Below are 13,988 nucleotides of genomic sequence, written 5' to 3'. Positions count from 1 at the left end.
CCCAATATATAAATAAAAAACATTGTATAAATGATGTTTTTGATGTAAAATTATCCATATTTGGATAGGTTGCTTTCATCCAATAAATAACAACAAGGATGGCTTAGCGTGTGATGGATAGTTTTAAAGGGATATTAGATAAAGTTTACACGGGTAAGCAGATGGGGGTAGCTGATAAATGAGAACAATAATAAGGGTAGTGCTAGCGGTCTTAGTTATTTTTGCAGGCTTTTCAAGTACCTTTACAGCAAACGCAATGGAAGGTAGTGTGGATGCAAATGACATGATGTCCACTGTCGAGGTTTTGTCCTCCTATCCACGAGGACATGATAATGAAGAAAAGGAGCTTGCAAGGCAATTCATTATAGACACATTTGAACAATATGGTCTTACGGTGACAACGCAGGCGTTTGAAGCAGAACATTTCAATTGGGATTTAGCTGAAAAAGGGGAAGAGCCTTTCACCAAATATTCAGCAACCAATATTATTGGAACGATTTCGCCGAATACAGCGGTAAAAACAAATGATATTCTGATTATTGGTGCGCACTATGATAGTATCAGAAATATACCAGCAGCCAATGACAATGCTTCTGGTGTTGCAGTTATGCTTGAGCTTGTGCGTTTATTACATAATGTACCTACTGATACGGAAATACGTTTTATCGCCTTTGACGCAGAAGAGGACGGCTTGCTTGGCTCGATGCATTATGTGGATCAGTTAGGAGCCGATAGTGATAGAGTGATTGGGATGCTCAATTTCGATATGCTAGCGGCAAAAAAAGAGCAGAATGTGAAAATTTATTCGGCTGATGGGGAAGCAAGTTTTTTATCTGATTTACTAAAGAGCAATGACAATTATAAAAATATTCAAGTTGTTGAGTATAACAGTGGTGGGACAAGTGACCATGCTGCTTTTGCTCCAAAGCTTATTCCAAATTTATTCTTTTCCCACCCAGCTGTACATGGGGAGTATCATAATGAGAATGACACGATAGAACATGTCAGCCCTGATATGCTTGCTTATGCGGCAGATGCGGGTCAGGTGATTGCTAGGGAAATTATGAGCGATCAAACGCCATCCTATCAGGCCATATCACGACCTATCTTTGATCATACGGTATATCCAATCTCTAGTACGATAAGAATACCGCATAGCTCGAAAAAAGAGATAGAGGAAGCAACGGGTATCCGATTCAGTCAAGTTCCATCTGAAGATCGCAACACGAAGTATCAGGCAATGGTACAAATGTTTAATATCTCGGAACCACTTACATTAACTGCAACGAGTCAGTGGGGATGGCTTAGTTCACTCACTATAGATTTCCAACAAACAGGTATTTCATTTGAAGAATTAGGCGCGATTTTAGATAAGGAGTTTGGTAAGTCTGTCAACGAGAGATGGCATAATATTTACGGAAATTCCTATCGTATTGAGTATGATGAGCAGGAAAATATTTTTACATTGTATATAGAGCCTTATTATGATGAGGTAGAGGAAGGCTATACGCTTATCAACGGTGAGCTTGTTCGTATGGAATCATCGTATGGAGCTGATCAAACGCGTATTTTCAAAAAAGACGGTGAGATTATTAAAGAGGAAATCCCTAATAAGCCCTCTGCTACATTGCCTGTGACAGATCATGCAAAGCAGGCATGGGAGAAGGTAAAGTCACAGCTTTCAGTCAAAGAACTAACAGAAATTAGCTTTATTCAGATTGGCTCAGATGGGATAGGTGGCGATCTAACAATTGGGATGCAAAATAATATTGACGACGATGAGGCGACAGAGGTTATAGTTGGAGAGGAAGATTTGCAGGAGGGGAGCGAGTATGGTTTATACAAGACTATAAAGGGTGTACATCTTTATCTTGACTATATTGATCTCACAAATCCGTTAGGCAAAAGCTATACTGATAAGGATATGCAGGCTAATATGACGATGGCAAGAGCGATGAAAGCTCAACTATTCCCATATGAGCTTCGCAAAAATTATTATGAGGGTATTAAAAGAGCTGACTTTTCTATGCTTGCTGCTAGACTTCTTTTCCAGAAAACAGATTGGGAGCCAGATATGATGGAGCCTACGCCATTTGAGGATACATCAGATGAGTATATCGTTGCCATAAATAAGCTTGGCATTATAGAGGGTAAGAGTGATACGCTATTTGCTCCAAATGAAACGATTACCCACGAGGAGGCTGCGGTAATTCTTTATAATATCTATAAGTATTTAGATTTAAAGGATATCTCAGGGGACGGCAATCCTCTGATTTATCAGGATGACAGTGACATCTCCGCTTGGGCAAAGGACAGTGTCTATGCTATGCAACTTGCAGAGATTATGACTGGTACGGAACAAGGCCTATTTTTACCAAAGAACAATTATACATTGGAGCAAGCAATTATTTCGATGTTAAAGTTGTATGAGAATGAAGAAGCACAATAAAACAGATAATGGGGCAGCTAAATGTTAGTGTTTAGCTGTCCTATTTTATTGATATTGCAAAGAAAGGAAGCAGTCCCATATAGAAAATACTTTATAAATGAATAATGTTTTGATTTATAGCGAATATTAACATTGGTGAAAAATTCATATTTATTAGGCTTAACAATAGCCTTGCTGTAGTATGATTATGAGTGATTTATCATATATATTAAAAGTAGCTATTAATCACTTTTTGCCATAAGCGTCTCACATAAAATTGCCCATCCATTTCACTATGTCGATGCTCTGCCACGAAACACATCTGGAAAAATTTCGAAATATCAATTGCGTGATAAATTTGCGGTGAAGGGATAGCGTAAATTGCGGATAATGATCGCTAACATATCCAGCACTTGAAAAATAAAATAATTATAGGAGATAATTTGTACATTATTGACTTGTACAAGTTATCTCTTTTTTATTTAGCGAAATTTCGGCAAACACTGTATTTATAGAGGGCAACGACAGGTTGCTCCTTGATGCACCTATAACTATCTTTACTTTTTTTATTCACTCTCCGCATAATGAATAGTAAGAAAGGGCGATGAACAACATGATTTTTAGCGAACGATTAAAACAAGAAAGAGAGAAAAGAGGCTGGTCACAAACGGAGCTTGCTGAAAAAATTCAAGTTAGTCGTCAGGCTGTTTCAAAATGGGAAACGGGCAAGAACTATCCCAGTATTGAAGTTATTATTGATTTAAGTGATTTATTTGGTATTACGATCGATGAACTATTAAGGAGTGATGAAGAATTGAAGGCGAAGGTTATTCAAGATAGTAAACAGTTGGCCTATCCAAAATGGAAGGTATTTTTTGATAGTGTATTTTTATTAGGGGCTTTAATGCTAGTAGTTAAGTTAGGCATTCTTGCGTTAAATCATTTTGCAGGGACAAATATTACGATTTTAGAGGGATTACCAAAAGCTGTGCCTAATTTTTTACCATTAGCTTTGATGCTAATTGGGGGCATTGCTGCGGATCAGTTAAAAAATAAACATGTGGATTAGTTATAGAAAGGCTGCTTCTAAATTTTTAGAAGCAGCCCCTTTAAATTATTTAGTTGATTCTGGTAGTAAGTCCTTGCCGTTTAGTGTTAGTTTAGAGGCAGAAATAAGAATGGCTCTATTTGCTTCGTAATAAGGTTCTAAGATATTATAAAATGCCGTCCATTTTTCATCAGCTTTTTCATCTTCACCACTTCGACTAAGAGCAATTGCTTCTTCATAATATTGCTGTAGCTTTACGTAATCGTCTTCACGAATATCAAATTCCATATCAGCTATATATTCTTCAAAAGGAACAGGCTTTATATGGGCATTCAGAGTTTGATAGAATTGCTCCCATAGCTTTGTGGATAATTCCTCGTTCTTAGCTGTATCTGCTTTTAGCGCTTCTTCATAGATAACTTTCAAATTTGCAAGCTCTTCTTCTGGTACCTCTATTTCAAGATCAGTCATATATTCTTCAAATGTGAGTGGTGGATATAGCTCATCGAAATAAGGCGCAAGAATTGTATAGAAGGTATCCAGAATTTCGCTTGCTTCCTCTGTTTTATCTTCTTTTGCAAGCTTAATGTATTCCTTATAAAGTGTTTCAAGCTGCTTTCGATCCTGTTCTTTGATGACAACATTTTTTTCAGTAAATTCAGCCTCGTTAATAAATTCTTCAAAAGACTCAGGTTCCCAATTTGCGAGCTCGTAAGGTGTTACGATGCGATCGATTTGCTCCCAGGCCTTTTCCATCTCTTCATAATTATCTTCTTTAGCTGCTTTTTTTAGGTCATGAAAGAGCTTTTCTAGCTGCACTAATTCTTCGGCTGTTACGCCTTCAGGTAAGGACTTTTTATATACATCAAATGTAAGAAAGTCTAAATAATCTTCCACGATGCTACCCTCAACCGTAATTTCCTGACCTTCTGCTAATGACCATTGCTTAATTTGTTTGTCAGAGAATTTGTATAAGCCGATAAAATAATTTTTTCCATCTGTTCCCTTCAGCATAATGCTTTCTTCATCAAAATATTGAATCGTTCCTGTAATGGTTTGTTCTAATTGTATAATGGCATTATTTGTTGTTTCTACGGGTGCTGCACCAACGTAGATGGGTGTTAAAACGGTCATTCCTAGTGTAAGTGCTGAAGCGGCTATCCATGTTTTTGTAAACGGCTTTTTCATTGTCATCAATTCTCCTTTTAGATCAACTAGTGTTACCAATTATTAGACGTTTTACCAATCGAAAAGGTTTTATCTTTTTAGAGAAATTTTAACTTTTTATCCTCCTCTAAAGCAGATTTTATCTTGTTACATTTCATCCTGGAAATAAATTTTATAGAACTTTCGATTGGTTGCTTCATCATAGCCTACCTCGATCAGCTCATCGATTTGCTCAATATGCTGAATATTTACTTGAATTTCAATATGGGCATCCAGTTTAATTTTACGTTTATACTTCTTTTCGGCCTTTTCAAGTGCACTCTCCGAAATAATGGTTTCATAAGGTTTAACTGTGTTTATAATAATATCCTTTTGGGTTGCGTCTGCCTGCTCAAACACCGTCTCAATATAATGGTCTACCTGAAACTCCTCTTCCTGTCTAAAATAGTCCAATGTTTTATTTAACAGCCCTAGCTTCTCTGTGTTTGTATAATGCTCTTCTTTTAAAATATATTTCTTACACTCAACTAAGGCTAAATTTGTTTTATAAAAATGCTCATCTGCTGCTTTTATTTTTAAAAAACGCTCTTGCCAATAAACAATATCCTCTTTACGTTTTGTTTTGATAAAAACAGCAGGAGGCTGCTCTAGTCCCATATCAATAATAATGGCTGCATTATTGATTTTTTTAACATTAATGCCATCGATACCATTGACTGTCATTGTATGATGGTCGTTTTGCACATCTAAAAATGTTTCTTTTTCATCAATTTTGACAATGGCGATTACTTTTTTAGCTTCATCCACTAATAAACAATCGTCAAACAATCCAATAAATAACTCACCACTTTTTATATTGGGATGCTGGGACACACTATGTAAGTGTTTAGCAATATTTTGAGATTGTTCAAGAAAGCTATTTTCCTGTGCAAAAATTGCCTGTACATAAGTAAAAACCTCATTAAGAGCAATATTTGTTTCATGGAAAAATTCGTACTGCTGCTCCATATCTATTTTATGAAAGGCCAGCTGTGTAAAGGCTGCTTCTAACATTACCTCAGGCTGTGTAAATGCCTCTTCCCCTAAAATAAGTGACTCACTTATAAAGTGCATTCCATATTGTGTTAATTTACTTTCACTAACTTCTAGCATAAAATTCACCTTCTAATTATTCATCGTAGCTAGTATACCATATCTTATTTTAGAGGATATTTTCGTGGAATAAGTGGCTAATAGAACGTGTTTGTAATGCCTCTATTTAGGATAGACTTTTAGCAAGTAAAAGGAGGATGCACAATGTTACAATTTGAGTCAAAAATTATTGGCAAAGAAATTGGTTTTGGTTATTTGCGAGATAAAATTATCAATCAAGGTTTTACGATTGGTGGAAATTGGGAGTATGATAAAGGGAGCTTCGACTCCGTATTGTGGAAGGAAGAGGGAGAAACGATTTATTTACGTGTACCCTTTATCGTGACAGCAGGGGAGCTTGATAATGAAGATGCACAAATTCGTTTTCAAAAGCCGTTTGTGATTAAGCATGTTGTGAATATTGGTTTAGATTATGATGAGGGGTCATTATTAGATGCAACTGGAGCAAGCCAATTTCAGACACCACTTGAGAAGGATGGGTATATTCATGATAAAAGTAAATGGATTCAAGCTGGAGAACAGGCTGTTGAAGAAAAGGTATTACCTTATTTCCTGCACTAGTATAGATAAATATCAATAGTCATTGGGATATTTATATGTCTTTTATCCTTTGTAGCTTTGGGAACATATAATCAAAAATAGAAATAGAATTGCTGTAATAAATTTCTAATCATATAATAGTGGTAATAGATCATGTTTACGAGGTGAGTTTATGGATAAAGCAGCTATAGACGATTTTCAACACTCCTATCAAAAGGTACAGCAAGAACGACTCATCAATCGAAAAGAAGCTTATATCGAGGTGTTAGAAAAAACAAAGGCATCAGGCGAAATAATTATGTTTGAAAGTATAAAAATTAGTAAAAGGGGCGTCTAGGATGGCGCCTTTTTTATGTTTAGTGATAAAACATGTTATGCTTTTTTACTTTTAGCAATGGTTGTATATGCTGGAGGCATATCTACAAAAGAAGCATATATTGAACAGGAAGGATGAGAAACTATATCGAATATCGTTATGGTATAATTATTTGGAAAGGTATGAAAAATAGGGGAGGACTAACGTGGCAAATTATCTTAAAATCGCAGTAGCAATTGATTTTTCAGAGCAATCACTGAAGGCTTTTGAAAGAGCAAGTCAATTAGCCATTCAGTATCATGCTACATTACAAGTAGTCAGCGTCATTGATACAAAATCATTTGGTGCGGCTACAGCTTATGATTTAAAATACGCAGAGGCATTAAAAAAGGAAAATAGCAGTAAAATTGAAAAATTGGCAAAGGATGCGCTACAGGCAGGTGTGAAAGAGGTAGAGTCAGTGGTAGAAGCAGGCTTACCTAAAGCAATCTTAACACAACTACCAAATGTTGATTTAATTGTTTGTGGGGCAACGGGGTTAAATCGAATGGAAAAAATGCTGTTAGGGTCGGTTGCAGAAAAGGTAGCTCGTCATGCACCATGTGATGTTTTAATTGTACGTTAGATTAAGCAAAAAAGAACCTGCTTGTACGCTAAGGTAGCGACAGGCAGGTTCTTTTACTTATTCAATTGTTTGAGCGTTATCGATAACTTCTTGAGGGATATCAATTGTTTTCAGGTGATCGAATTCGGTGTATGTGATAACTGATTTTGTATTCATGGTTAATTCTTGACCTTCAACATTCATTTTTAAATCAAATTTCATATCCATTTTGTTTGTATCAAATGTATCTTTGTCAATGTATAGAACATAGTTGATTTGATCAATTGTTAGTCCATCTAGTGGATTTTCACCTAGTTCCATACCTTGCATTGATTTTTCAATTTCTTCATCAATTAATGCTTTAAATTTATCGCCTTCTGCATCTAATGTTAACACATATTCATCATCTGTTTGTTCAAATGAAAAGTCATTAATAAATGATTTTAGCTGCTCTAATTGCTCCTTTGCATCTGCAGAGGAAGCTGTTTGCTCTAAAATATCATCAAAGTTATCATCAGGAAGCTTTAACCAGCTATCAGATGCTGTATCTTTCATGAAGAATCCTGTACCTTGTTTCATATACATTTCTATTGGTAAGTCTGTTGTTTCTCCACCTTCACCAAACATATTAGGCATCGTCATCGTACCTGATATATGCATTTCAAGCGGATCAACGATAAAGTCCATATCCATTTTTGTGCTAGAAGAAAGCTCCATCGTTTCCTCACCAGAGCCAAACTTTGTTGCTTGTGTCATGTCCATAGAGGCACTTGCACTTTTAATGTTTGACTGACGTTCCACTGCCTTATCGTATACTTGTTCTAATGTAAGGTCACTTGTTTTTGTTGTATCTTTTTTAGGCGTAGCGCTAGAATTACAAGCGGCGAGTGTCAATGCTAGTGTTCCAACTGCTAATACTTTGATAAATTTCTTCATTCGCTTCAGCTCCTATTTTCGATAATAACTACTATCTTACTCTTTAGTATACATGGAAAAAAAGGAAAAGTTTCGTTATTCAAAGAAAATCATCGTATTGTACTAGTTGATAAGGGTCAAAGGAATCAAATAAAAGCTGTCATCAAAATACCATTTAGCACGGTATTTTGACACAGCTTTTTGTTTCTTAATGATAGCCCCAGATCATGGCAAACAATGTACCAATGATTGTTACAACACCTACGAATACTGAGTATAAAATCGTTGTATATAACGTTTTCTTATCTTCAGATTCACCAATATGCATAAATAATACTAATTGTACAGTTGCCTGTGCAAGGGCAGTGACAAGTAAAATAGCGAATGCCATTTTATAACTCATATCAAAGGTTACGACGGCTAAAGCGACAAGTGTCAGTAATAATGAGAAGCCGAAGCCCATGACGTGTTGTTTTGGGAATAATTCCTTCATCAGCTAATCAGTCCTTTCAAGTAGACGAAGCTGAAGATGAAAATCCAAACAACGTCTAGGAAATGCCAGTACAGTGAGAAGATAAACGCTTTATTAGCCGTTTGTGGGTTTAAGCCACGTTTTGCTACTTGGATTAAAATAGCTACGCCCCAGAAGAAACCGAATGTTACGTGGGCACCGTGCGTTCCAAGTAAAGTCATTAAGGACGATAAGAATGCGCTTGTTTGAATCGTCGCACCTTCGTGTACATAAGTGACAAATTCATCAATCTCAATAGCTAAGAAGCCAAGACCTAGTAAAAGAGTGATGATAAAGAATGTCATCATCGCTTTTTTACGACCGATACGCATTGCATGAACACCAAGACCAATTGTGAAACTACTTGTTAGTAATAAGAATGTTTCCCATAGAACTGGCGTTAATTCGAAAATTTCGGCACCATTTGGTCCACTACCTGTACGTGTATGAAGTGTGAAATACACTGTAAATAATGTGGCAAATAACACGATTTCGGCGCCAAGGAAAATCCAGAAACCAAAGATTTTTAGACGGTTTTCCTCTGTACTATATTCTAATGGAAGTGAAGAATCGATTTTCATATTATTTATCACCTCTCAAGCTTTTCTCAGTTGCCATTACTTCCTCAACTGAAATGTAACGACCATGATCTTTTTCGAATGAACGATGGATCATGAAGCCAAATACACCAAGCATACTGATGATGGCTGGAATCCATAGATTGAATACAGCGAAGAATGCTGCAAGGAAGAAGAATCCACTCATCCAGAATGGTGTGCCTGTATTATTTGGCATATGAATTTTTTCGATTGTACCTGCTGTAATATCGCGACCTTCTTTTTTCGCGAACCAGAACTCATCTAAGCGAGTAACGGTAGGCACTACGGCAAAGTTGTATTCTGGTACTGGAGAATGAGTAGCCCATTCAAGTGTACGACCATCCCATACATCAGCCTTTTCATTGCGAGGCATATGCTTCCAGCTGTAGTAAATATTGTAGACGATTAATGCAAAGCCGACTGCAAGTCCTAGAGCACCGACGAACGATAACATGTTCAATGGACCGTATCCAGTAGACTCAGAATACGTGTACATACGACGAGCATATCCATCTAAACCTAAAATGAATAGTGGGAAGAACGTTACGTTGAAGCTGATAGCAATGAACCAGAAACCAGCTTTCCCTAATTTTTCATTGAGACGGAAACCGAACATTTTTGGCCACCAGTAGTGGTAACCTGCAAGCACACCAAATACTGTACCTGGAATCAATACATAGTGGAAGTGGGCAACTAGGAACATCGTATTATGATATTGATAGTCGGCACTTGCCATCGCAAGCATAACCCCTGTAACCCCACCAATAGTGAAGATAGGAATAAAGCCAAGTGCATAAAGCATCGGTGTTGTAAATTGAATTTTCCCGTGCCTCATAGTGAGTAGCCAGTTAAATATTTTAACCCCAGTAGGAACTGCGATTGCCATTGTTGTAATAGAGAAAACACTGTTAACCATTACACCGTGACCCATTGTATAGAAGTGGTGGGCCCAAACTACGAATGATAGTAAGGAAATGACAACCATACTCATCACCATTGATTTGTAACCGTATAAGTTTTTACGTGCAAATGTCGCAATAATTTCTGAGAAAATACCGAAAGCAGGTAGGATAACGATATAAACCTCAGGATGTCCCCAAACCCAGAATAGGTTTGCCCAAAGCATATCCATACCACCGTCTTGCATCGCAAAGAATTTTGTGCCGAATTGACGGTCAAACATCATCAGTGCAAGCGCTACAGTTAATACTGGGAACGCGAATACGATAATAATGTTTGTAATTAAAATAGACCAAGAAAACATTGGCATTTTCATTAATGTCATACCAGGAGCACGCATTTTAATGATCGTCGTGATAAAGTTAACACCTGTCATTAAAGTACCAATACCTGATAATTAAAGTGCTAAAGAATAATAGTTATTCCCTACAGTCGGACTAAATTCCGTACTTGCAAGAGGGAAGTAGGCTGTCCAACCAGCGTCTGGTGAACCACCGATAATGAATGATAAGTTTAATAAACCAGCACCTGCTGCAAATAGCCAGAAGCTGACAGCATTTAGACGTGGGAAAGCAACGTCACGTGCACCGATTTGAAGTGGAATGACAATGTTCATTAAGCCGATAACAAATGGCATTGCCATAAATAGAATCATTAATAATCCGTGTGTTGTGAAAATTTCATTATAGTGTTGTGCATCAAGAAGGCCGTTATCTGGAACGGCTGTTTGTGCACGCATTAATAGTGCATCGATACCACCGCGGAATAGCATTAATAAAGCTACTGCGATATACATAATCCCGATTTTTTTATGGTCAACAGTTGATAGCCAGTTTTTGTAGAAATAGCCCCATTTTTTGAAATAAGTAAGGCCTGCTACAATAACCACTGCACCAACTACAATACTAATAGCTGCCGCTAAAATCATCGGTTCTTGCATTGGATGGAATAATTCTTCCATACTCATTGGATGCGCTCCTTTCAGCATTCAAAATTAATAATAATATACGTTCAATATTAATGACCTGAATGTTCATGGTCCATGTTTTCATCAGACATATCATCATGTTCCATGCCGTCCATATTCATGTGTTTCCCATGTTCCATTGGTGCAGGTCTAAAATCTAAGTGTGTAGATGAGAAGCTTTGGCGACCAACATGCTCTGCCTCTAAAAGCTCATCAAATTTTTCCTCTGTTAATGGCGCCTCTTTTGCTTTGACATCAGCAACCCATTGATCGAAGTCCTCTTGTGTCATAGACTGTGCTTCAAATTCCATTTCGGCAAAGCCACGTCCATTAAAGTTAGAGTTACGTCCCATAAATGAACCAACCTCATCTGCTGCAAGGTGAATGGTTGTTAACATATCACTCATGGCATACTTTTGACCTGCTAATTGAGGAATCCAGAAACTTGTAATTGGACCAAAGGAGTAAAGCTTAAACTCAATTGGACGATCTACTGGAAGGTTGACATAGTTAACTGTTTCAACACCTTCCTCAGGATAACTAAAGTGCCATTTCCAGTTTGAGGATGATGCATAAATAACTAAAGGCTCCTTATCGTCATAACCTGCTGGCTGTGCTTCTACAGTAGATGTTGTTTTAACAGTGACAATCGCTAAAAACGCTACGATAATAATTGGAATGACTGTCCAAGTAATTTCAAGCAGATGGCTTCCTTCTTCATGAGGAGGCTCATAATCTGCAGATGCTTTTGATGCACGATATTTTGTAAGCATAAAGGCTAAAAGCACATACACGACTAGTAATATAAAGGCCATCGTAATAATGGATAAGATAATTGTGTTTGATAATGTTTCAGCATTAGGCCCTTTTGGATTGAACACTGTTAATGGTTCACATCCAGCAAGAAGAGCACTTAATGCTACAAACAGTAAACTTAATTTTTTCTTCATGTTTGACTCCTTTCTATAAAGAACGGCTATTCATAAAATTCATGTGTTTTTTGTCAGTGTCACATTTACAAATAGTAGATACTGAGGTCACCTCTTTTATCTTGGGGTATCAATCAACAACAGAAAAATTTCCAATGGCATGGCTCATGCTGAAACATACAAACTACTGTTGATTGATCTGATGCAAGCGTTAGCATCTGTGCAATCGTTTTAAATACATACTTGCCTAGTTATGATTGTCACAATGTATCGTTGTTTGCACATTGGATTATACGCCCTGTTTTTAAGAAAAAACATTATTTTGTTATAAAAATGATAGTAAAGTGGAGTTGAATTTGAACATTTTTTGAACAGAAAACATTATTTTAATATTAACATTTTGAAGTTTGGTTTATTAAACACTGTAAAAACGTTGAAAACACTGGATTTTTGATGTTTACCTAAGTAAATAAATTTTTTTGTGAAAAATCCATTTCACATTTTGGACGCTGTTTTGTAATAAAGTCAGGGATTTACAGGGTGTGGGTTTATTTTTTATTTGCCTTTTTTTAAAAAAGGGAGTAGAGGCTATAATATCTTGAGGAAATAATAGGATGGATTTTTACTGACAAAAATAGAGAGGGAAGAAGAAGTTAGGAGGGGTTATTATTATTTTGAAATAATAATAAAATTTCTTGTGTATCCAAAAAAAACCATTTTATGTTTTGTCTGAAAAATAAAAAGCAAACTAAGAGTTGACCTAGTTTGCTAGTGAGGTAGAAAAAAGTATGCAAAATAAGAAGGATACGCATTAAATTAGCTTTTTTTAATGCTTTGTTAGGAACCAAGCTTTAACCATTTCGCTACTTGTCCATAAATCATGTTTTGAAGCTGAGGGGCTTTATTATTCATTTTTAAAGAAAAATACAAGGTTTTCATAAAATTTAATGTACAAGTACGTCCGCTAAAAAAGCTTTCATTATAGCCTTGTGTCATTAAGTGTATTTCAAATTTATCAAAAGCCTGTTCAACAAATTCAATAAGGGCTTCCTCAGAATAATGTTGATCCAATAATGCCTCCACGATATTGACAAAACGTTCCTCTTCATCATTGGTATAAACAATGTCTTTCCAAGTGACAAGCTTTAATGCATGTAAGATGGAGGGGGCGTATTGTAAGTCGAATTTAGGATGTTTAATCATTGTTGCTGCTAAATCTGCACCATGTGCAATGCTATGAGCCCATCCTTTGTTCTGTACATAACCTCTTGTATCTTGCTCTAATAGTAAATAGCGCCCAATTTTTTTAAAGAAAGTTTGCAAGTCATCATCATGTAAAACAAGCAATTCAGTATCCTTTGCAAGAAGACCAGCAGCCAGAAGAGCAGAGAAGGAACGAGTAAAAACGCTATCTGTGCCGTTTTCACCTATTTGTAAATACAAGAAATTCTCGCTTGTTGCTGTTTGAAATAAATATTGCAGCTGCTGTGTGCTTAATAAATTATCACTTAGTAAATCAATAAATGAACGATAAATAGAATGATCACGTAATTCAGCATCGACAGAGCCAATATGCGCCAGCATTTCTTGTAATAGCCATTCACCCTGCTGTAGCATAAAGGTTTGCCGTTCAGAGAGTGTCATGGTAGAAAAGTTTTGTAATGCTTCTTGAATATTCATGTTTTGATAAGCCCCTATCTTTTAATTTGTACGATCCCTATTATAGCTTGATTTGATGCTGCAAACATGCTAGAGATTCATACAGTGTAATGACTTGCTTTCCAGAAACGTTAGAAAGTTGCTATGATAGAAACGCAATAAAATGGCAAGGCTTAAAATAAATAATAAAAAG

The 13,988-nt window shown here is 36.4% G+C and carries 12 protein-coding genes and 1 pseudogene; 5 read left to right on the top strand and 8 right to left on the bottom strand.

From position 1 onward, the window contains the following. Positions 1-178 precede the first annotated feature (178 nt). Complete coding sequence (locus MHB44_RS15840; protein ID WP_341299962.1) at positions 179-2,449, top strand: M28 family peptidase; 2,271 nt, start codon at positions 179-181, stop codon at positions 2,447-2,449. Positions 2,450-3,041: 592 nt separating this feature from the next. Continuing rightward, positions 3,042-3,497 (top strand): helix-turn-helix transcriptional regulator, encoded by a 456-nt coding sequence (locus MHB44_RS15835; protein WP_341299961.1) that lies wholly within the window; start codon positions 3,042-3,044, stop codon positions 3,495-3,497. 45 nt (positions 3,498-3,542) lie between these two features. On the opposite strand, the gene MHB44_RS15830 is transcribed toward MHB44_RS15835, so the two are convergent. Together MHB44_RS15830 and MHB44_RS15825 are read right to left on the bottom strand one after the other, a co-directional pair. Further along, complete coding sequence (locus MHB44_RS15830; protein WP_341299960.1) at positions 3,543-4,664, bottom strand: hypothetical protein; 1,122 nt, start codon at positions 4,662-4,664, stop codon at positions 3,543-3,545. Positions 4,665-4,790: 126 nt separating this feature from the next. Further along, positions 4,791-5,795: a hypothetical protein gene (locus MHB44_RS15825; protein WP_341299959.1), complete on the bottom strand. Its 1,005-nt coding sequence runs from the start codon at positions 5,793-5,795 to the stop codon at positions 4,791-4,793. Positions 5,796-5,939: 144 nt separating this feature from the next. On the opposite strand from MHB44_RS15825, the gene MHB44_RS15820 reads away from it, so the two are divergent. The 3 genes from MHB44_RS15820 to MHB44_RS15810 all read left to right on the top strand — a co-directional run bounded on the left by MHB44_RS15820 (position 5,940) and on the right by MHB44_RS15810 (position 7,276). Next, a complete protein-coding gene (locus tag MHB44_RS15820; protein ID WP_341299958.1) occupies positions 5,940-6,356 on the top strand; it encodes a YugN family protein in 417 nt (138 codons plus the stop codon). A 151-nt stretch (positions 6,357-6,507) separates the two neighbouring features. Further along, a complete protein-coding gene (locus MHB44_RS15815; protein ID WP_341299957.1) occupies positions 6,508-6,672 on the top strand; it encodes a hypothetical protein in 165 nt (54 codons plus the stop codon). A 184-nt stretch (positions 6,673-6,856) separates the two neighbouring features. After that, positions 6,857-7,276 carry a universal stress protein gene (locus MHB44_RS15810; RefSeq protein WP_341299956.1) on the top strand — a complete coding sequence of 140 codons (420 nt, stop codon included), beginning with the start codon at positions 6,857-6,859 and terminating at the stop codon, positions 7,274-7,276. A gap of 57 nt (positions 7,277-7,333) precedes the next feature. Here MHB44_RS15810 and MHB44_RS15805 read toward each other — a convergent pair whose 3' ends face one another. From MHB44_RS15805 to MHB44_RS15780, 6 genes and pseudogenes are all read right to left on the bottom strand, one after another. After that, the gene (locus MHB44_RS15805) at positions 7,334-8,191 is read right to left on the bottom strand and encodes a DUF6612 family protein (RefSeq protein ID WP_341299955.1); all 858 of its coding nucleotides are present in this window, start codon (positions 8,189-8,191) and stop codon (positions 7,334-7,336) included. 187 nt (positions 8,192-8,378) lie between these two features. Next, positions 8,379-8,663 (bottom strand): cytochrome aa3 quinol oxidase subunit IV, encoded by a 285-nt coding sequence (qoxD, locus tag MHB44_RS15800; RefSeq protein ID WP_340806777.1) that lies wholly within the window; start codon positions 8,661-8,663, stop codon positions 8,379-8,381. Next, positions 8,663-9,262 (bottom strand): cytochrome aa3 quinol oxidase subunit III, encoded by a 600-nt coding sequence (gene qoxC, locus MHB44_RS15795; protein ID WP_004226587.1) that lies wholly within the window; start codon positions 9,260-9,262, stop codon positions 8,663-8,665. The genes qoxD and qoxC overlap by 1 nt, the downstream gene beginning before the upstream one ends. Before the next feature lies 1 nt (position 9,263). Continuing rightward, positions 9,264-11,207 (bottom strand): annotated as a pseudogene (gene qoxB / locus MHB44_RS15790) (cytochrome aa3 quinol oxidase subunit I). A 50-nt stretch (positions 11,208-11,257) separates the two neighbouring features. Then, on the bottom strand, positions 11,258-12,157 hold the full coding sequence (qoxA, locus tag MHB44_RS15785; protein WP_341299954.1) for a cytochrome aa3 quinol oxidase subunit II: 900 nt from the start codon (positions 12,155-12,157) through the stop codon (positions 11,258-11,260). A gap of 816 nt (positions 12,158-12,973) precedes the next feature. Beyond that, positions 12,974-13,816: a DUF2785 domain-containing protein gene (locus MHB44_RS15780; protein ID WP_341299953.1), complete on the bottom strand. Its 843-nt coding sequence runs from the start codon at positions 13,814-13,816 to the stop codon at positions 12,974-12,976. Between the last annotated feature and the right edge of the window lie 172 nt (positions 13,817-13,988).

Source organism: Lysinibacillus sp. FSL H8-0500, from assembly GCF_038051955.1.
GTDB classification, from domain to species: domain Bacteria; phylum Bacillota; class Bacilli; order Bacillales_A; family Planococcaceae; genus Lysinibacillus; species Lysinibacillus macroides.
The sequence above is the reverse complement of the archived record's forward strand: the minus strand, read 5'-3'. Positions and strand labels throughout refer to the sequence as shown.